This window comes from Geodermatophilus sp. SYSU D00879, assembly GCF_054050375.1.
Genome location: NZ_JBJGZF010000001.1, coordinates 556078 through 574249, shown reverse-complemented (window position 1 = coordinate 574249; position 18172 = coordinate 556078). Strand labels below are relative to the sequence as shown.

24 protein-coding genes are annotated in these 18172 nt (G+C 75.9%); 12 read left to right on the top strand and 12 right to left on the bottom strand.

Translation table 11 applies throughout. The features are described from left to right. Positions 1–154 precede the first annotated feature (154 nt). Entirely contained in the window at positions 155–337 is a 183-nt protein-coding gene (locus ACI79B_RS02930; protein WP_456928065.1) for a hypothetical protein, read from the bottom strand. Between ACI79B_RS02930 and ACI79B_RS02925 the strand changes: the two genes are divergently transcribed. Together ACI79B_RS02925 and ACI79B_RS02920 are read left to right on the top strand one after the other, a co-directional pair. Next, on the top strand, positions 326–748 hold the full coding sequence (locus tag ACI79B_RS02925; RefSeq protein ID WP_456928066.1) for a hypothetical protein: 423 nt from the start codon (positions 326–328) through the stop codon (positions 746–748). The genes ACI79B_RS02930 and ACI79B_RS02925 overlap by 12 nt on opposite strands. A 119-nt stretch (positions 749–867) precedes the next feature. Further along, positions 868–960, top strand: coding sequence for an LPXTG cell wall anchor domain-containing protein (locus tag ACI79B_RS02920; RefSeq protein ID WP_456928067.1), 93 nt, complete (start codon positions 868–870; stop codon positions 958–960). Positions 961–996: 36 nt separating this feature from the next. On the opposite strand, the gene ACI79B_RS02915 is transcribed toward ACI79B_RS02920, so the two are convergent. Together ACI79B_RS02915 and ACI79B_RS02910 are read right to left on the bottom strand one after the other, a co-directional pair. Further along, positions 997–1149, bottom strand: a complete 153-nt coding sequence (locus tag ACI79B_RS02915) for a hypothetical protein (protein WP_456928068.1) — start codon at positions 1147–1149, stop codon at positions 997–999. A 4-nt stretch (positions 1150–1153) separates the two neighbouring features. After that, positions 1154–1546, bottom strand: coding sequence for an ACT domain-containing protein (locus ACI79B_RS02910; RefSeq protein ID WP_456928069.1), 393 nt, complete (start codon positions 1544–1546; stop codon positions 1154–1156). Positions 1547–1563: 17 nt separating this feature from the next. On the opposite strand from ACI79B_RS02910, the gene ACI79B_RS02905 reads away from it, so the two are divergent. Beyond that, a complete protein-coding gene (locus ACI79B_RS02905; protein WP_456928070.1) occupies positions 1564–1824 on the top strand; it encodes a hypothetical protein in 261 nt (86 codons plus the stop codon). Between the two features lie 60 nt (positions 1825–1884). Here the strand turns inward: ACI79B_RS02905 and ACI79B_RS02900 are convergent, their stop codons facing one another. Both ACI79B_RS02900 and ACI79B_RS02895 read right to left on the bottom strand, forming a co-directional pair. Then, the gene (locus ACI79B_RS02900; RefSeq protein ID WP_456928071.1) at positions 1885–3570 is read right to left on the bottom strand and encodes a DNA repair helicase XPB; all 1686 of its coding nucleotides are present in this window, start codon (positions 3568–3570) and stop codon (positions 1885–1887) included. Positions 3571–3611: 41 nt separating this feature from the next. Continuing rightward, positions 3612–5873, bottom strand: a complete 2262-nt coding sequence (locus ACI79B_RS02895; RefSeq protein WP_456928072.1) for a helicase-associated domain-containing protein — start codon at positions 5871–5873, stop codon at positions 3612–3614. Positions 5874–5930: 57 nt separating this feature from the next. Here ACI79B_RS02895 and ACI79B_RS02890 point away from each other — a divergent pair, with 57 nt between their 5' ends. The 3 genes from ACI79B_RS02890 to ACI79B_RS02880 all read left to right on the top strand — a co-directional run bounded on the left by ACI79B_RS02890 (position 5931) and on the right by ACI79B_RS02880 (position 8464). Then, entirely contained in the window at positions 5931–6491 is a 561-nt protein-coding gene (locus ACI79B_RS02890; RefSeq protein ID WP_456928073.1) for a hypothetical protein, read from the top strand. A gap of 93 nt (positions 6492–6584) precedes the next feature. After that, complete coding sequence (locus ACI79B_RS02885) at positions 6585–6812, top strand: hypothetical protein (RefSeq protein ID WP_387988018.1); 228 nt, start codon at positions 6585–6587, stop codon at positions 6810–6812. Next, positions 6809–8464, top strand: a complete 1656-nt coding sequence (locus ACI79B_RS02880; protein WP_456928074.1) for an AMP-binding protein — start codon at positions 6809–6811, stop codon at positions 8462–8464. The genes ACI79B_RS02885 and ACI79B_RS02880 overlap by 4 nt, the downstream gene beginning before the upstream one ends. On the opposite strand, the gene ACI79B_RS02875 is transcribed toward ACI79B_RS02880, so the two are convergent. Together ACI79B_RS02875 and ACI79B_RS02870 are read right to left on the bottom strand one after the other, a co-directional pair. Continuing rightward, positions 8461–8766, bottom strand: a complete 306-nt coding sequence (locus ACI79B_RS02875; protein WP_456928075.1) for a hypothetical protein — start codon at positions 8764–8766, stop codon at positions 8461–8463. The two genes, ACI79B_RS02880 and ACI79B_RS02875, sit on opposite strands and share 4 nt — an antisense overlap. Before the next feature lie 42 nt (positions 8767–8808). Then, positions 8809–9576, bottom strand: coding sequence for an endonuclease/exonuclease/phosphatase family protein (locus ACI79B_RS02870; protein ID WP_456928076.1), 768 nt, complete (start codon positions 9574–9576; stop codon positions 8809–8811). A gap of 71 nt (positions 9577–9647) precedes the next feature. On the opposite strand from ACI79B_RS02870, the gene ACI79B_RS02865 reads away from it, so the two are divergent. Beyond that, a complete protein-coding gene (locus tag ACI79B_RS02865) occupies positions 9648–10217 on the top strand; it encodes a nucleotidyltransferase family protein (protein ID WP_456928077.1) in 570 nt (189 codons plus the stop codon). On the opposite strand, the gene ACI79B_RS02860 is transcribed toward ACI79B_RS02865, so the two are convergent. Both ACI79B_RS02860 and ACI79B_RS02855 read right to left on the bottom strand, forming a co-directional pair. Further along, positions 10207–10515, bottom strand: coding sequence for a DUF202 domain-containing protein (locus ACI79B_RS02860; protein WP_456928078.1), 309 nt, complete (start codon positions 10513–10515; stop codon positions 10207–10209). The two genes, ACI79B_RS02865 and ACI79B_RS02860, sit on opposite strands and share 11 nt — an antisense overlap. Beyond that, positions 10515–10883, bottom strand: a complete 369-nt coding sequence (locus ACI79B_RS02855; protein WP_456928079.1) for a YidH family protein — start codon at positions 10881–10883, stop codon at positions 10515–10517. Before ACI79B_RS02855 ends, ACI79B_RS02860 begins: the two co-directional genes overlap by 1 nt. A 115-nt stretch (positions 10884–10998) precedes the next feature. Between ACI79B_RS02855 and ACI79B_RS02850 the strand changes: the two genes are divergently transcribed. Further along, a complete protein-coding gene (locus ACI79B_RS02850; RefSeq protein ID WP_456928080.1) occupies positions 10999–11394 on the top strand; it encodes a cold-shock protein in 396 nt (131 codons plus the stop codon). Between the two features lie 3 nt (positions 11395–11397). Here ACI79B_RS02850 and ACI79B_RS02845 read toward each other — a convergent pair whose 3' ends face one another. Further along, on the bottom strand, positions 11398–11898 hold the full coding sequence (locus ACI79B_RS02845; RefSeq protein ID WP_456928081.1) for a DUF2771 family protein: 501 nt from the start codon (positions 11896–11898) through the stop codon (positions 11398–11400). Continuing rightward, entirely contained in the window at positions 11895–13265 is a 1371-nt protein-coding gene (locus ACI79B_RS02840) for an MFS transporter (RefSeq protein ID WP_456928082.1), read from the bottom strand. Before ACI79B_RS02840 ends, ACI79B_RS02845 begins: the two co-directional genes overlap by 4 nt. 396 nt (positions 13266–13661) lie before the next feature. On the opposite strand from ACI79B_RS02840, the gene ACI79B_RS02835 reads away from it, so the two are divergent. Next, positions 13662–14450: a DUF3027 domain-containing protein gene (locus ACI79B_RS02835; RefSeq protein WP_456928083.1), complete on the top strand. Its 789-nt coding sequence runs from the start codon at positions 13662–13664 to the stop codon at positions 14448–14450. A gap of 9 nt (positions 14451–14459) precedes the next feature. Here ACI79B_RS02835 and ACI79B_RS02830 read toward each other — a convergent pair whose 3' ends face one another. Beyond that, the gene (locus tag ACI79B_RS02830; RefSeq protein WP_456928084.1) at positions 14460–14696 is read right to left on the bottom strand and encodes a DUF2530 domain-containing protein; all 237 of its coding nucleotides are present in this window, start codon (positions 14694–14696) and stop codon (positions 14460–14462) included. 109 nt (positions 14697–14805) lie between these two features. Between ACI79B_RS02830 and ACI79B_RS02825 the strand changes: the two genes are divergently transcribed. Genes ACI79B_RS02825 through ACI79B_RS02815 form a run of 3 tightly spaced genes read left to right on the top strand, consistent with a single transcriptional unit; the run spans position 14806 to position 18166 of the window. Continuing rightward, positions 14806–16329 (top strand): NCS2 family permease, encoded by a 1524-nt coding sequence (locus ACI79B_RS02825; protein WP_456928085.1) that lies wholly within the window; start codon positions 14806–14808, stop codon positions 16327–16329. A 29-nt stretch (positions 16330–16358) separates the two neighbouring features. After that, the gene (locus ACI79B_RS02820) at positions 16359–16793 is read left to right on the top strand and encodes a MarR family winged helix-turn-helix transcriptional regulator (RefSeq protein WP_456928086.1); all 435 of its coding nucleotides are present in this window, start codon (positions 16359–16361) and stop codon (positions 16791–16793) included. Further along, a complete protein-coding gene (locus ACI79B_RS02815) occupies positions 16790–18166 on the top strand; it encodes an MFS transporter (protein ID WP_457000055.1) in 1377 nt (458 codons plus the stop codon). Before ACI79B_RS02820 ends, ACI79B_RS02815 begins: the two co-directional genes overlap by 4 nt. Positions 18167–18172 lie beyond the last annotated feature (6 nt).

The following is an 18172-nucleotide window of genomic DNA, read 5'->3' as shown; positions in this document are numbered from 1 at the left end:
CCTCCCGCGCGCCCGCCCGCGGCCGTCGTATACGTGGCACGTGGCACGCGTCTGACCTGCGGTTTCGTTCGTCCGGACTGGGCCGGCGTGGCAGGCCTCACATCGGGAACGGACCGGTCCGGCGCGTCCCGCCGGCCCCATCCGTCTCCGCCGCTCAGGGCAGCCCGGGCAGCACCTCGTCCAGCGTCACCGGCAGGTGCCGCACGCGGACGCCGGTCGCGTGGAGGACGGCGTCGACCACCGCGGCCGCCGTCCCGACGATCCCGATCTCGCCCATGCCCGTGCTGCCCATCGCGTTGACGTACGGGTCGTGCTCGTCGATCCAGTGCGCCTGCACGTCGCCGGCGTCGGCGTCGACCGTGACGTGGTACTCGGCGAGGTCGTGGTCGGCGGCCTGGCCGATCCGGGGATCCCAGGCGCTGTTCGCCCGGAGACGGCGTTGCCGGCGCGGGCGGTGGCGGCGTTCGCTGCCACCCGGTCGGTGTCTGCCGATCGTCCGCAGGGCTCGCCGGGGGCGACGTCCGCTGAGCGCTGGGCCGCGCGTCCCGATGCGCTGCGGCCGGTGAGCGAGCAGGCGACGCAGGAGCCGGCGGTGGCGCCGGGGCTGTCCGCGGAGGCGGCGCAGGGGCTGCTGGGGCGGCCGCTGACCCCGTGCACCGGCTGCCCGTCGACGCCGGCCGCACTCGACCCGCCGTCACCACTCCGCCGCCCTGCTGAGCCGGGGCCCATCAGGCTCGGGTCGCGGTGAGCGCACTCCTCGTCCGCGTGGGGTGACGCCCGCGCGCGGAGGTCCGGTGCAGGCTGACGGTCGCGAGCAGGTGCGACAGGGGCGGCATCGCGCCCACGGACGACCGATGGGAGCGACCGATGAACGGCTGGCTCATGTGGGGCGTGATCCTCCCGTTGCTGCTGGTCGTCGCAGGGATCATCACCATCCGCCGCCGCAACAACCGGCCCTGACGAGGCATCCCGGCGTCCTCTGTCAGAGGGCCGGGCTCAGTGCGTGAGCTCGAGCCCGATCACGCAACCGACGATGCCGAGCAGGAGCAGCACGCGCAGGGCCGACGGTGGCTCCTCGCCCGACGCCACGGCGTGGCCGGCGGTCCACCGCCGCGCACCCCGGCCGTCCCGGGCGGTGAGGACGGCCACCGCCTCAGGAGGTCAGGCCCTGCAGCACCGAGAGCGCGCGGTCGGCGTCGCCGACGGGGACCAGCAGGTGGTCGTGGTGGTACCCGGCCACCACGTTGCAGCTGATCCCGGCGGCGGCCAGCGCGGTGCTCACCGCCGCGGTCAGCCCCACGGCGGCGAGGTCCGAGTGGACGTGCAGCGTCACGCGGGCGGCGGGGAAGTCGTACGCCAGCCCGGCCCGGTCGGCCTCCTCGCGGAGGAGGACCACCGTCAGGCCCTCGTCCTCCCGCACGGTGGCGAAGGGCGTCAGCCCGGCCGGCACCTCGGGGCCCGGGACGGTCGCGAACACGTACGTCCCCGGCGCGCGCCGTGGCGCCATGCCGGTCAGGAGCCGATCCAGGTCCCGTTCGCCGGCCACGCGAGCATCCTGCAGGCATGACCGAGCCCGAGTACGCGGGACTCCGCGAACGCGCGGCGAAGGGCGACCGTGACGCCGTCGACGAACTGATCCAGCTCGCCGGGGAGCGCGGCGACCTCGCCGAGCTGCGCCGGCTGGCCGACCTCGGCTCGCGTGACGCCGCGGACGAGCTCGTCGCGCGGGCGAGCGAGCTCGGCGACCTCGCCGAGCTGCGCCGGCTCGCCGGGGAGGGCAACGCCGATGCCGCCGACGTCCTGCACGAGCTCACCGAGGAGTGAGACGACCGCGGCCCCCGGGTCACGGGGACCAGGGGGCCGCGGAGAGGGCTCAGGAGGGCTTCAGTCGGCGGGCTCGTCCACCCAGTCGGGGCCGTTGACCTCGCCCGGGCCGGCCAGGTCGGCGGCGTCGACGATCGTGTACGCGTAGCCCTGCTCGGCGAGGAAGCGCTGCCGGTGGGCGGCGTACTCGGCGTCGAGGGTGTCGCGGCTGACCACCGTGTAGAAGTGCGCCTGCCGGCCGTCGGCCTTCGGCCGCAGCACCCGGCCCAGCCGCTGCGCCTCCTCCTGCCGCGACCCGAAGGTCCCCGACACCTGGACGGCGACCGCGGCCTCGGGCAGGTCGATGGAGAAGTTGGCGACCTTCGAGACGACGAGCGTCTTGACCTCCCCGGCGCGGAACGCGTCGAAGAGCTTCTCCCGCTCGCGGTTGGTGGTCGACCCCTGGATCACCGGGGCGTCCAGCGCCCGCCCGAGCTCCTCGAGCTGGTCGAGGTAGGCGCCGATGACCAGCTTCTGCTCGTCGGGGTGCCGGTCGAGCACCCGCCGGATCACCGGCAGCTTCGACGACGCCGTCGCCGCGATCCGGTACCGCTCCTCGGGCTCGGCGACCGCGTAGGTCATCCGCTCCTCGTCGTCGAGACCGACCCGCACCTCGATGCACTCGGCCGGGGCGATGTAGCCCTGCGACTCGATGTCCTTCCACGGCGCGTCGTAGCGCTTGGGCCCGATCAGCGAGAAGACGTCGTCCTCCCGGCCGTCCTCGCGCACGAGCGTCGCGGTCAGCCCGAGCCGGCGGCGGGACTGCAGGTCGGCGGTGAGCCGGAAGATCGGCGCGGGCAGCAGGTGCACCTCGTCGTAGACGATGAGGCCCCAGTCCTGCGCGTCGAACAGGTCCAGGTGCCGGTACTCGCCCTTCCGGCGGGTGGTCATCACCTGGTAGGTGGCGATGGTGACCGGGCGGATCTCCTTGCGCTCGCCCGAGTACTCGCCGATCTCGTCCTCGGTCAGCGTGGTGCGCGCCAGCAGCTCGCGCTTCCACTGCCGCCCGGAGACGGTGTTGGTCACCAGGATCAGCGTGGTCGCCCCGGCCTGGGCCATCGCCGCGGCGCCGACCAGCGTCTTGCCCGCGCCGCAGGGGAGGACGACGACGCCCGAGCCGCCGGCCCAGAACCCGTCGACGGCCTCCTGCTGGTAGTCGCGCAGGTGCCAGCCGTCCTGGGCCAGCTCGATCGGGTGCGCCTGCCCGTCGACGTAGCCGGCGAGGTCCTCGGCCGGCCAGCCCACCTTGAGCAGCGCCTGCTTGAGCCGGCCGCGCTCGGAGGGGTGCACCACGACCGTGTCGGGGTCGATCCGCGCGCCGAGCATCGGCGCCACCCGCTTGGAGCGGATGACCTCCTCGAGCACCGCGCGGTCGGTGGTGGTGAGCACCAGCCCGTGCACCGGGTTGTTGACCAGCGTCAGCCGGCCGAAGCGGTCCATCGTGTCGGCGACGTCGACCAGCAGCGCGTGCGGCACCGGGTAGCGCGAGTAGCGCACCAGCGCGTCGACGACCTGCTCGGCGTCGTGCCCGGCGGCGCGGGCGTTCCACAGCGCCAGCGGGGTGACCCGGTAGGTGTGCACGTGCTCGGGCGAGCGCTCGAGCTCGGCGAACGGGGCGATGGCCGCGCGGCACTCGCGGGCCGCCGGGTGGTCGACCTCGAGCAGCAGCGTCTTGTCCGACTGGACGATGAGGGGTCCGTCGTTCACGGGGATGGGGGCCTCTCCTCGGCGGGTGGGCGTCTGTCAGGTCAACCGTTGCCGGCGGCCGGTGCTTCCTCGTCGACCAGCGCGACCGAGGTGATCCGGTGCACCGCGAAGGTGCGGTTCTCCTGCCGGCGCTCGTCCCACCCCTGGAGGAAACCACCGGCCAGTGACACCGGCTGCACCACGCGCTGGCTGCCGCTGCCCTGGGCGTCGACGTAGCCCAGCCACACCGGGGCGCCGTCGCGGATGGCGCGGGACAGCAGCTCCAGCGTGCCCGCGGTGGTCACCCCGGGGACCTGCCGGATCGGGGCGGTGGGCCGGGCGGCGAGCGCGGCGTCGCCGGCCCGGATCTCGCGGACGGTCGCCTCCGCCTCGGCCGGCGTCAGCGGGCGCCCGGCGGCCGACGGCGGCGGCCCGGGACGGCGGCCGGCGGCGCGGGGCCGGGCCGGCGGGCGGGTCAGCACCGCGCCGCCTGGCGACTCCCCGGCCGGCGCGTACCCGGCGGCCCGCAGCACGGTGAGCACCTCGTCGGCGCCCAGCCCGCTGACCAGCACGCCCGGGGCCAGCCGGCGCAGCTCGGCACCCGCCGTCCGCCGGTCGCCGAGCACCTGGGACAGCAGGCCGTGGTCGTCGGAGCGGACGTAGCACTCGATCGCGCCGACCCGCAGCCGGCCGTGCTGCCGCGCCACGTCGTCGACCAGGTAGCGCAGCGCCTGCGGCACCGGCGTCCGCGAGGCGCCGGCGAAGAACTCGTGCAGGTCGGTGGCCGACCACCCGGCGTCCAGCGCCCGCCGCACCGAGGACTCCGACACCCGGAACACCGTCGCCCCGCCGGAGGACTCGACGTCGGCGACGACGGCGAGGGTGTCGGCGAGGTCGGACACCAGCGGACCGGGCGCGACGAGGGTGAGGTCGGGCTGGGCGAGGACGTGGTCGACCGGCTCGGGCAGCAGCCCCTGCACGCCGTCGGCGGCGCCCTCCTCGCCGCGGGTCAGCAGGCCGCGCCCGCCGGAGGACAGCACCCCGCCCACCAGGACGCCGAGCCGCGCGGCCTCGGCGAGCATGTCCGGCACCGGCGCGAGCCGGTCGGCGCGGCGCGGGGTCCGCCAGCGCAGCAGCGCGACCAGGTCGTCGGGCGCCAGCCCGTGGCCGGGCGGGGCGTCCAGCAGCGCGGCCAGCGCCGAGCGGCGGATCGTCGGGGCGGTGTGCCGGACCAGGTCCGGGGACAGCGCGTTGACCGCCTTGCCCGCCATGTCCCGCGACCCGACCAGCGAGGGCAGCCGGGTGCTGTCCAGCCAGCCCGCGACCAGCGTCGCCCACCGGTCGGGCAGCGGCTGCTCGCGCCACAGGTCGTAGCCGCGGGTGGGCAGCCACTCGTCGCGGTGCGGCCCGCCCACGTCGAGCAGCCCCGCGGCGAAGGCCAGCTCCAGCAGCCACCCGGCGTCGGCCTCGGACACCGACAGCGCCCTGGCCAGCCGCTTGCGGTCGCGGACGGCGACCCCGCCGCTGCGCAGCAGCCCGGCCGGCTCCTCCTCGAGCACCGCCAGCAGCTCGCCGACCCGCCCGACCGCCTCCAGCGCCGCGCCGGCGGCCTGCCGGTCGACCGCGGCCGGGTCCCGTTCCACGGCGGCCGGCTCCGGGCGCAGCCGCGGCGGGCCGTAGGGGAGCTCCCCGCGCAGCAGCAGCCCGATCTCGCGCGGCAGCTCGACGTTGAGCGCGTCGATGCGGGCCAGCAGCCCGGCCTGCAGCAGCCGCCGGGCGGGGGAGGCGGCGCCGCCGCCGGTCTCGGGCAGGTGCCCGACCGGGCGGTCGCCGGCCAGCCGCGCGAGCACCTCGCGCTCGGCGGGGGCCAGCCCGCCGACGGCGGCGGCCAGGTCGGCGGGCAGGGTCACCCGCAGCTCGACGGCGCGGCGGCCCAGGCCCGCGGGATGGCGGACGGCGCGGCGCACCTGGTCGGGGGCGTGCAGGACCTCGTCGCCCCACAGCAGCGCCCGGGTGGTCAGCCGCTCGATCGCCGCGTCGACGACGTCCTCGGGCAGCCCGGGCAGCGCCGCGACGACGTCGGCGGCGTCCACGCCGTCGGTGGGGGCGAGCAGCACGACGTCGAGCACCTGCAGGGTGGCGGCGTCGAGGTCGTCGAGGGCGCGGTCCACCGACACGGGCACCGCCAGCCGGCTGGCCAGCGCGACGACGTCGGAGGGCGCGGGCCGGGCCACGTCGGGCCGCGCGGCCAGCAGCGCCCCGAGCCGGGCGTCGCTGCGGGTGCGCAGCCACGCGGCCAGCGTGGCGGGGCGGTCGGCAGGCATCCGGACCACGTTACGTCCGCGCCCGTCCGTGCCGCCCGGACGGCCGGTCCTGCCAGCATGGACGCCGTGCAGCCGGCCGCCGACGACCCGCACACCCGGACCGCCCTCGAGGGCTACCGGGCCGGCGCGCTGCGCTGGCTGGCGGGCGGGCTGATCGCCGTCGTCCTGGGCGTGCTGCTCGGCGCGGTCGCCGTCGCGGTCGCGGAGGACCGCGGCCGCCCGGTGCCGCTGGCCGGGACGGTCGTCGTCGCGCTGGTCTTCGTCGGGCTGGTCGCCGCCGGCGCGGGCCTCGGCGCGCTGGCCCGCGCCCTGCGCTGGCGGCGGGCGCTGGCCGCCGTCCCGTGGCAGCGCGGGCTGCTGCGCATCGCCGGGCCGGCGATCGTCGCCTTCGAGCCCGAGGGCTACGACGAGTGGGACCCCACCCACGAGCCGGTGCGGCTGACGCTGGCGAGCACCTCGGTCTGGCGCACCCGCCAGGTGCAGGGGCTCGACGGCGGCGAGGTGCGGCTCGCGCCGGTCGGCCCGGGGGAGTGGGTGCTCACCGCCGAGGGGCTGCCCACCCTCTACGGCGCCCGGTCGGCCCGGGCCGCTCGCCGCGCTCCCCGCGAACGGGGGTGACGTGGGCGGGGCTGCTGCGGGTAGGACCAGGGGCACGCGAGAATGACGCCGCACGTGCGCCCCCCGGGGGAGCGCACCGGACACGGAGGCGAGATGGCCAAGCGCAACGAGAAGCACGCCCACCTGGTGGAGCCGACCTGGGGCCAGTCGGAGAACGCCGGCCCGCCGGTCACCGAGTTCCTCGGGGAGATGGCCGGCCCGCTGTCGCCGTTCGGCGAGGACCACAGCTTCCCGCTCCCGCCGGACCGCATCCGCTACGCGCACCCCACCGACAAGCCCAACCGGGCCGGGGTGCAGCTGCCCGAGAACCGGCGGCCGTGACCACCCCCGCGCTGCCGTCCTACGCCAGCGGCACCTCGACCGTCCCCCTGCTGGGGGACACGATCGGGGCGGACCTCGACCGGACGGCGGCGCGGGTGGGCGACCACGAGGCGCTCGTCGAGTGCGCCACCGGCCGCCGCTGGACGTACCCGCAGCTGGTCGCCGACGTCGACGCCTGCGCCCTCGGCCTCGACGCCCTCGGCGTGCAGAAGGGCGACCGGGTCGGCATCTGGGCGCCCAACTGCGCCGAGTGGGTGTTCGTCCAGTACGGCACCGCCAAGCTCGGGGCCGTCCTGGTCAACATCAACCCGGCGTACCGCACGCACGAGCTCGCCTACGTGCTGAAGCAGGCGGGCATCTCCGTGCTGGTCGCCGCGCCGGAGTTCAAGACCAGCGACTACCGGGCGATGGTGGCCGAGGTCCGCGACGACTGCCCCGACCTGCGCGAGGTCGTCTTCCTCGGCGACCCGGAGTGGGAGCGGCTGCTGGACACCGGCCGGGCCGCCGACCGCGGGCTGCTGGCCGAGCGCGCCGCCGAGCTCTCGCCCGACGACCCGATCAACATCCAGTACACGTCGGGGACCACCGGCTTCCCCAAGGGCGCCACGCTGTCCCACCACAACCTGCTCAACAACGGGTTCTTCGTGGGCGAGGGCTGCGGCTACACCGAGGCCGACCGCATCTGCATCCCGGTGCCCTACTACCACTGCTTCGGCATGGGCATGGGCAACCTCGGGGCCACCAGCCACGGCGCCACGATGGTCATCCCCGCGCCCGCCTTCGACCCGGCGGCCACGCTGCGGGCGGTGCAGGACGAGCGGTGCACGTCGCTGTACGGCGTCCCGACGATGTTCATCGCCGAGCTGGCGCTGCCGGACTTCGGCACCTACGACCTCTCCAGCCTGCGCACCGGGATCATGGCCGGCTCGCCGTGCCCGGTGGAGGTGATGAAGCGGGTGGTCGCCGAGATGGGCATGACCGAGGTGACCATCTGCTACGGCATGACCGAGACCTCCCCGGTCTCCACCCAGACCGGCGCCGACGACGACCTCGACCGCCGCACCTCCACCGTCGGCCGGGTGCACCCGCACCTGGAGGTCAAGGTCGTCGACCCCGAGACCGGCATCACCGTGCCGCGCGGGACGCCGGGGGAGTTCTGCACCCGCGGCTACTCGGTGATGCTCGGCTACTGGGACGAGCCGGAGAAGACCGCCGAGGTGATCGACACCGCCCGCTGGATGCACACCGGCGACCTCGCCGTCATGGACGAGGCCGGCTACCTCAACATCGTCGGCCGGATCAAGGACATGGTCATCCGCGGCGGGGAGAACGTGTACCCGCGCGAGGTCGAGGAGTTCCTCTACACCCACCCCGACGTCGTCGACGCGCAGGTGATCGGCGTCCCCGACGAGCGGTACGGCGAGGAGCTGATGGCCTGGGTCCGGCTGCGCGAGGGCGCCGAACCGCTCACGCCGGAGGCGCTGCGGGAGTTCTGCGCCGGGAGGCTGGCGCACTACAAGGTGCCCCGCTACGTCAAGGTCGTCGAGGGCTTCCCGATGACGGTGACCGGCAAGGTCCGCAAGGTCGAGATGCGCGAGGTCTCGGTGAAGGAGCTGGGCCTGGAGGCTGCCGCCGCGGTGGAGAACGCCTAGGGGGCGAGCTTCACCAGCAGCCTGGACACCAGGGTGCCGACGACGACCCAGACCAGCGCGGCGATCGCGGCGTTGACCGTCTCGCCGATGCGCGGGTCCGACGGGCGGAACAGGTCGACGGTGAACCAGCCCAGGTCCTCCCGGACGTCCGCGGCGGCGGACACCAGCGTGTTCGCGGGGTTCGCCTCGAAGAAGGTGAACACCGCGTGGACCACGATCACCACCGCCACCAGCGAGGCGACCAGGCGCACCGCCGAGGCGACCAGGGTGAACGCGCGGGTGCCGACGTCGGACGCAGCCATGGGCTGATCGTGACACCCGCCGCTGTCACGACGCCAACCGCCTCACCCGACCGCGCACGGCACCACCAGCGCCCGGTGGTCCGACAGCGGCAGCCGCACCACCTCGGCCGGGCCGGTGGCGGTCACCGGCCCGCGGGCCAGCACGTGGTCCAGCTGCCGGACCGGGACGTCGGCGGGGAAGGTCAGACCCGCGGCCAGCGGCCGCAGCCCGCTGACCCGGGCGGCCTTGCGCGGCTCCGTGTTGAGGTCGCCGAGGACCACCAGCGGCTCGCGCGTCCCCCGCAGCGACCGCACCAGCCGGCGCAGCTGGACGGTGTTCCAGTACGGCACGAACGACAGGTGCGTGCAGGTGACGGTGAACTGCCCGGTCGGCCCGTCGACGACGGCGGCGACGGCGACCCGCGGCTCCTCGCTGACCAGCTGCGGCGCCCGCGCGCCGCGGAACCACACCGGCACCCGCCCGGGCAGCGTCGGCAGCCGCACCACCCGCCAGGACACCACCGGGTACCGCGACAGCAGCGCGACGCCGTAGCTGGCCGCGCCGGGCTGCTCGTCGCCGGTGGCGGCCATCCACGTGCCGCCGGGGGTCCCCGACAGCGCGGCCACGAACTGGTGGTCGAGCGCGCCCATCGCCTCGGCGGCCACCGCGGTGAGGTCGGCGTTCATCGAGCGGGGCTGGTCGCGGTCGACCTCCTGCAGCGCCAGGACGTCGGCGTCCAGCGTCTTCACCGCCGTGGCGAGCCGGTCGACGTCGACCCGGTCGTCCTCCGGTGAGCGCCCGTGCAGGATGTTGAAGGTCGCGATGCGCACGGGGTCTCCCGTGCCCCCGCGGGCGGGGCTCAACCGTGCGTGACCGGCCGGACGCCGGGTAGACGCACCCCGTGCTGCCCTCCGACCGCGACGAGATCCGTGACCTCCTCAAGCGCACCGCCGTGGCCCTCAAGGAGGGCGGCGTGCCCTTCGCCCTGTGCGGCGGCTACGCCGCGTTCGTGCGGGGCGCCCCCGAGCCCGACCACGACGCCGACTTCCTCGTGCCCGCGGCCGAGGCCGAGCGGGCGGTCAAGGTGCTCGCCGACGCCGGCCTGCAGGTGGAGGACCCGGCCGAGGACTGGCTGACCAAGGTGGTGCAGGGCAACTCGTTCGTCGACGTGCTGTGGCGCACCTGCGGCAAGCCGGTGGAGACCGACCTCATCGACCGCGCCGAGGACGTCTCGGTCCTCTCGGTGCACATGCCGGTCCTCGCGGCCACCGACATCCTGATCACCAAGATCATGACGCTGGACGAGCACTACTGCGACTTCTCCCGGCTGCTGCCGGTGGCCCGGGCGCTGCGCGAGCAGGTCGACTGGCCCGCCGTCCGGCGGGAGGTCGCCGGCAACGACTTCGCCGTCGTGTTCCTCGACCTGCTCGGCCGGCTCGGCGTCGTCGAGCCCGAGGTGGTCAGCGGCTGAGCAGGGTCGCGGCGGCCGCCAGCGCCGTCGCGACGACGGCGACGGTGACCACCGCGACCGCGGCCGGCGCCGGCCCGGGGGTGCGGGCGAGCGCGCGGGCCCGCCGCCGCGCGAGGACGCCGAGGACGCCGAGGACGCCGAGGCCGGTGAGCGCCACCGCGGCCGCGAGGGCCAGGGGCAGCACCCGCTCGTCGAGCACGGCGTGCGAGCCGAGCACCGCGGCGACGCCGAGCAGGCCCAGCCCGGTGCGCTGCCAGGAGAGGACGGTGCGCTGCGGCTGGGTCTCCGGCGCGGTCATCAGGCGACCTCGACGACCAGCAGCACCGCCACCAGCAGCACCACCGCCGTGACCAGCGCGACCAGCACCGGGACCTCGGGGCCGACCTGCAGGGGGCCGTCGGTGGCGATCGCCCGCTCGTTGCGTCGCCACCGCCGGTAGCCGGCTAGCGCGGTGCCGAGCCCGGTCGCGACGAGCGCCAGGCCGACCGCGCCGCCGCCCCAGGACGCCCCCAGCCGGGGCACGTACGCCGCCACCGCCACCCCGCCGGCGACCAGCGCCAGCCCGGTGCGCAGCCAGGCCAGCAGGGTGCGCTCGTTGGCGAGGGTGAACCGGTAGTCCGGGTGCGGGGGGCCGGGGTGCCCGGCGGACTCGGACGCGGGCGGCACCCGGCCAATCTAGGTGCGCGGGACGGCTAACCTGGCAGCGAGCGGTGCGCCCGCGCCGCCGTCCGCCGGCCCCGCGCCGGGACACCCGCGAGCAGAAGCGACCCGAGGGATCAACGTGCCCACCGGCAGAGTCAAGTGGTTCAACCCCGAGAAGGGCTTCGGCTTCCTCTCGCGCGAGGACGGGCCCGACGTCTTCGTGCACAAGGACGCCCTGCCGACGGGCACCGCCGAGCTCAAGCCGGGACAGCGCGTGGAGTTCGGCATCGTCGCCGGCCGCCGCGGCGACCAGGCGCTGCAGGTGCGGGTCCTCGACCCGCTGCCCTCGGTGGCGGCCAAGGTGGCCGAGTCGCGGCGGAAGAAGCCCGACGAGCTGGTCCCGATCATCGAGGACCTCATCAAGCTGCTCGACGACGTCTCGAACTCCCTGCGCCGCGGCCGGCACCCCGACCGCGCCGAGTCGCGCAAGGTCGCGGCGGTGCTGCGGGCGGTCGCCGGGGACCTCGAGGCCTGAGGGTCAGCCGGCCGGCGTCGGGGTGGGTGTGGTGCCCACCTCGCCGCCGGCGCGCAGGAAGCCGACCGGCCAGGAGCCGGTGAGCAGGCAGTCGTCGTGCTCGTCCTCGACGACGACGAGGTAGTACGCCGGCGGGACGACGTCGGAGCTGTTGATCCCGTCGAACGTCGTCGTGCCCGCGTCGACGTCGACCTCGCCGAGCCGCTCCTCGAGGCGCTCGTCGAACACCTGCACGCTCCAGCCGTTCGCGGCGACGTCCTCGGGCACGGTCAGCTCGATCGGGGTGTCGGGGGAGACCTCGACCACCGGCGGCGTGACGTCGTAGCGCTGCCCCTGGCCGGACCCGCAGTACTGCGTGGGCGGGGCGGTGACCTCCTGCGGCCCGGCGGCCACGGTCACCTCCGGGGGCGTGCCCGAGGAGCCGGACGAGCCGCCGCACCCGGTCAGCACGGCGGGGAGCGCGCCGGCCAGCAGGACTGCGGCGGCGCGGGTGGGGGTGTTCACGGGCGGGGTGCCTCCGGCACGGTCGGGGCGTCGGGGGCGGGGACGGCGCCCGGGACGGTGGGGGCGTTCGGGTCGACCGGCGCCCACCGGCGGCGGCGCGGCGTCCACAGCACCAGCCCGACGGCGAGCACGAGCAGCGCGGCGGCGACGGTGAAGCCGAGCCAGCCGATCGGCGGCAGTGCGATCCCGAGCGCGCCGCCGAACACCCAGGCCAGCTGCAGGACGGTCTCGGAGCGGGCGAACGCCGAGGCGCGCAGGCTCTCGGGCACCTCGCGCTGGATGATCGCGTCGAGGGCGACCTTGCCCAGGGCGTTGGCGACCGCCGCGACCCCGGCGACGGCGGCCGCGGTGGCCAGGCCGAAGAACACCGCGGCGAGCACGGTGACGGCGGCGGCGACGCCGGCGGACCACACGACCACCCGGTCGGGGTCGGCGTGGTGCAGCCGGGACCCGATGCCGGTGCCGAGCACGCTGCCCGCCCCCGCGGCGCCGGCGATGGCGCCCAGCGCGAGGCTGGCCTCCCACCCGCCGGAGACGGTGGCCTGGACGAGGAACGCGGAGAAGATCGTCAGGAAGCCGCCGAGGCCGCGCAGCGCCGCGTTGGCCCGCAGCGCGAGCACCACGTGCGGGTTGACCGGGCGGCGCCGGCGGCCGGCGACCGGCACCGGGCCGGTGCTGAGCACGTCGGCCGGCTGCTCGCCGGTGGGCACGTCGACGTGGCGGGGCAGCCGGACGGCGAGCACCCCGGTGACGGCGAAGACCGCGGCGGTCGCCCACAGCAGCGGCTCGAAGCCGGAGGCCCAGGCCAGGCCCGCCCCGATGCCGCCGAAGACGCCGGCGGTGACCAGCCCGAACACCGACAGCCGGGCGTTGGCCGAGGTGAGCGACATGGCGCCGGGCAGCACCCGTGGCACGACGGCGGCGCGCAGCACGTTGTGCGCCTTGGACAGCACCAGGACGCCGAGCGCCGCGGGGTAGAGCAGCCAGTCGGTCTGGTGCGCGGCCATGACCAGCGCCAGCGCCGCCCGCCCCAGCGAGGCCGCGCCGAGCGCCCAGCGGCGGCCGCGCTGCAGCCGGTCCAGCAGCGGGCCGACGACCGGGGCGACCACGGCGAACGGCGCCATCGTGACCAGCAGGTAGAGCGCGACGTTGCCGCGCTGCGCGTCGGCGGCCGCGGCGAAGAAGAGGGTGCCGGCCAGCGAGACGGCGACCATCGCGTCCCCGGCCATGTGCAGGGCGTTGACCCACAGCAGCTGGGTGAGGCCGCTCTCGGCGGCGCCGTCGGCGCGGCTGGCGGCGCGCACCCGGGCGACGGCCGCGCCGGTGAGCTCGCGGGTGCGGGCGACGGCGACCCGGGTGACGGTCACCCGCGGCTGCGCCTGCGGCGGCTGCTCCTGCGGGGGCGGTGCCGGGGGGAGCGCCTGCGGCGGAGGGCCGTACCCGGGCGGTGCCGGGTCCGTGGGCGGGCCGTACCCCGGCGGGCCGTACCCCGGCGGGCCGTACGCGGGTGGCACGTACCCGGGCGGGGGCACCGCGGCCTGCGGCCGGGTCCCTGGTCGGGGCAGGTCCAGCGGGGTGGTGTCCAGGCGGTCGGGCGGGACCGGGTCCGGCCGCGACCGGCGCAGCGGGCCCCGGCGGGACCCGGGCGGACGCGACGACGGCACGCTCCCATGGTGCCGCACCCACCTGGGAGTCCGGGCGGGCGTGATCACGCGGGTCCCCGCGTGCGCGTCGTCGGCACCCACGTCTGGGAACATGGGGCCGTGACCCCCGATCCCGCCCCCAGCGACGTGCTGACCGGCGCGGTCGACCTCGCCCGCGCCGCGGCCGAGGAGACCGCCGGCGACCCCGCGGTGGTCGGCGAGCACCTGGGCGCCACCCCGGAGCAGCCCGGGGACGCCGCGACCGCCGTCCTCGGCGAGGTGGTCACCCACTCGTTCGCCAGCCGGCTGCCCGGCTACGTCGGCTGGCACTGGGCGGTCACCCTCGCGCACGTCCCGGGCGACGACGTGGCCACCGTCGACGAGGTCGTGCTCCTGCCCGGCGACGCCGCGCTGCTGGCGCCGGCCTGGGTGCCCTGGCACGAGCGGCTGCGCCCGGGCGACCTGTCGGTGGGCGACGTCCTGCCGGCCACCGAGGACGACCCGCGGCTGGTGCCCGCCTACACGACCGAGGACGACGCCGCGGCCGACCCCGAGGCGCAGGCGCTGGCGAGCGAGATCGGCCTGGGCCGGGAGCGGGTCATGTCCCGCGAGGGGCGCAGCGCCGCGGCCGCCCGCTGGCTCGCCGGGGACTTCGGCCCGCGCGCGCCGATGGCCCGCCAGGCCCCCGGCCCGTGCGGCACGTGCGGCTTCTTCCTCCCGCTGGCCGGGTCGCTGCGGACCCTGCTCGGCGCCTGCGGCAACGAGTACGCGCCCGCCGACGGCCGGGTGGTCGCCGTCGACTACGGCTGCGGCGCGCACAGCCAGGCCACCCTCGCGGTCGGGGAGCCGGCCGAGGTCGTGACGTCGGCCCGCTACGACACCGCGGAGTTCGACGTCCTCACCGACTAGCGGCCCGGCTCAGCGGCGGGGCCCCAGCTGGCCCTGCCAGCGCATCACCGCCAGGCCCACGCCGGCCAGCGCGATCCCGGCCACGCAGGTCCACGTCCACACCCGGTCCACCCGGTCGCCGAGGAGCAGCAGGACGACGAGGGCCAGCGCCCACAGCGCCGTCAGGGCGAGGACGACGCGCGCGGTGTCGACGCGCAGCGGCGGAGGGGCCGGCTTCAGGGGGCCGGGTGCAACGGGGCGGGACACACCGCCGACACTAGGCGGCGTCCCCCGGAGACCGGCGGGGAGGCGCGCGTGCGGTGTGGCACGCTGTCGCGGCTCACCGCCCGGCAGCCGCATGTCCGCAGGAGCCCGCATGCCCGAGAAGTCCCGTCCCGCCCGCGGCGCCCGCGCCGCCGCCCCCACGGGGGACACGCCGGCCGACGTCGCGGTGGAGGCACCCCGCCCGCGCCGCAGCGCCGGCCCGCAGGTCCGGCCGCGCAACGGGCTGGACCGTTACTTCGGGATCAGCGCCCGGCGCAGCACGGTCGGCCGCGAGGTCCGCGGCGGCCTGACCACCTTCTTCACGATGGCCTACATCGTGGTGCTCAACCCGATCATCCTGTCCGGCGTCGACGTCACGGGCGCCTCGCTGCCCTTCGGCGCCGTCGCCGCGGTCACCGCGCTGGTCGCCGGCGCGCTCACCGTGCTCATGGGCGTCGTCGGGCGGTACCCGTTCGCGCTGGCCACCGGCCTCGGCATCAACGCGATCGTCGCGGTCTTCGCCGCCACCCAGCTGGCCTGGCCGGAGGTCATGGGCCTGGTCGTGCTCGAGGGCCTGCTGATCACCGTGCTCGTGCTCACCGGCTTCCGCCGGGCGGTGTTCGAGGCGATCCCGCCGCAGCTGAAGACGGCGATCGCCGTCGGCATCGGCTTCTTCCTCACGATCATCGGCCTGGCCGACGCCGGGGTGATCCGCCCGGGCTCGCCGCTGATCAGCTTCGGCGTGGGCGGCCAGCTGGCCGGGTGGCCGCTGCTGGTGTTCGTCGTCGGGCTGCTGCTCACCGCCGTCCTGGTGGTGCGCAAGGTCCGCGGCGCGCTGCTGATCGGCATCGTCGTCTCGACCGTGCTGGCGATCGTCATCGAGGCGGTGGCCGGGGTCGGCGCCCGCACCCCCGACGGCGGCAACCCGCGCGGGTGGGCGCTGCAGGTGCCCAGCCTCCCCGACCAGGTGGTGAGCGCCCCCGACCTGTCGATCGTCGGGCAGTTCTCGCTGTTCGGCGGGTTCGAGCGGATCGGCGTCGTCGCCGCGCTGCTCATCGTCTTCTCGATCATGATCGCCGACTTCTTCGACACCGTCGGCACGGTCACCGCCGTCGGCGCCGAGGGCGGCCTGCTCGACGAGGACCGCAACCTGCCCGGCTCCCAGCCGGTCCTGCTGGTCGACTCGGTGGCCGCGGCGGCCGGCGGTGCGGCGAGCGTCTCGTCGAACACGACCTACATCGAGAGCGCCTCCGGCGTGGCCGACGGCGCCCGCACCGGCCTGGCCAGCGTCGTCACCGGCGTGCTGTTCCTGCTGGCGATGTTCTTCACCCCGCTGGTGCAGGTCGTGCCCTCGGAGGCCGCGGCCCCGGCGCTGGTGATCGTCGGCGCGCTGATGATCAGCCAGATCCGCACGCTCACCTGGGACGACATGTCCCTGGTCATCCCGGCCTTCCTCACCATCGCGCTCATGCCGTTCACCTACTCGATCACCAACGGCATCGGCGCCGGCGTGGTCAGCTACGTCCTGCTGCGGACGGCGGTGGGCCGCCGCCGCGAGGTGCACCCGCTGATGTGGGTGATCGCGCTGGCGTTCGTCGTCTACTTCGCGCTGGAGCCGCTCCAGCAACTGTTCTGAGCGGCGCTAACGACCGGTAGGCTGGGGTCGTGACCCGGTCGACGCTGGACACCGCAGCGCTGGCCCACGACCTCCGCCTGGCGGTGATGCGCTTCTCCCGCCGGCTGCGCAACCAGCGGGTCGACACCTCGGTCACGCTCACCCACCTCGCCGCGCTGTCCACGATCCAGCGGCACGGCGCGATGAGCCCGGGGGAGCTGGCCGCGCACGAGCGGGTGCAGCCGCCGTCGATGACCCGCGTCGTCGTCGCGCTCGAGGGCATGGGCCTGGTCACCCGCACGCCGCACCCGACCGACGGCCGCCAGGTGGTCATCGACCTGACCCCGGCCGCCGAGACGCTGCTGGCCGAGGAGGCCCGGGCCCGGGAGGCGTGGCTGTCGGGCCAGTTGCAGCGGCTCACCCCCCAGCAGCGGGCGACCCTGCGCGAGGCCGCGGAGATCATGGAGGAGCTCGCCGGTGGGTGACGTCCACGCCTGCTGAACCCGGCTCGGGGGGACCGGCCACCAGCGGGCGCAGCCCGTTCCGGTCCCTCCGCGTGCACAACTTCCGGCTCTACGCGTCGGCGAACCTGGTCAGCCTGACCGGCACGTGGATGCAGCGCATCGGCCAGGACTGGCTGGTGCTGCAGCTGTCCGGCGACAGCGGGGTGGCGCTGGGCCTGATCACCGCCCTGCAGTTCGGCCCGATGCTGCTGCTGGGCATGTACGGCGGGGTGCTGGCCGACCGCTACGACAAGCGCCGCGTCCTCGTCGTCACCCAGGCGCTCATGGGCCTGCTGGCGCTCGGCCTCGGCGCGCTCGTGGCCACCGGCGCCGTCGCGCTGTGGCACGTGTTCCTGCTGGCCGGCGCGCTGGGGTGCGTGTCGGCGGTCGACGCCCCGGTGCGCCAGGCGTTCGTCTCCGAGATGGTCGGCGGCGACCTGCTCGCCAACGCGGTCGGGCTCAACTCGACGATCTTCAACGGCGCCCGCCTCGTCGGCCCGTCGCTGGCCGGGCTGCTCATCGGCGCCTCGGGCGGCGACACCGCGCCCGCGTTCCTCGTCAACGCCGCCAGCTTCGTGTTCACCATCGGCGCGCTCCTGCTCATGCGGGCCGGGGAGCTGCGCCGCAGCGAGCCGGTCGCCCGCGCCCGCGGGCAGCTGCGGGCGGGGCTGGCCTACACCTGGTCGCGCCCGGACCTGCGGCTGGCGATGGTGCTGGCCTTCGTCATCGGCACCTTCGGGTTCAACTTCCAGGTCACCATCGCGCTCATGGCCCGGGAGGTGTTCGACCTCGGCGCCGAGGCGTTCGGCCTGCTCTCGACCACGTTCGCCGTCGGCTCGCTGACCGGCGCGTTCCTGTCCACCCGCCGCAGCGCCCGCCCGCGGCAGCGGTTCCTGGTCACCTCGGCCGTCGTGTTCGGGCTGCTCACCGTGGCCTGCGGCCTGGTGCCGGGCTTCTGGTCGTTCGCCGTGCTGCTGGTGCCCACCGGCGCGGCCGCCCTGGTGTTCAGCGTGGCCAACAACAGCTTCGTGCAGCTGGGCGCCGACCCGCAGATGCGCGGGCGGGTGATGGCGCTGTACTTCACGTCCTTCATGGGCGGCACGCCGCTGGGCGCCCCGCTGATCGGCTGGGCCTCCGAGCACCTCGGCGCGCCGTGGGGGCTGATCCTCGGCGGGCTGGTCGTCGTCGCGGCGGGCGCCGTCGCGGGGCTGTGGCTGGCCCGGGGGCGGCGGGTCCGGCTGGAGGCCCGCGTGCTCCCGCCGCGGCTGCAGCTGCACGTGGGGGCGCGGGCCCTCCCGTCGTTGACTCCGGCGGACGTGAGGGGAGGCCGGACGCCGTCCCACGACGTACCGTGACACACG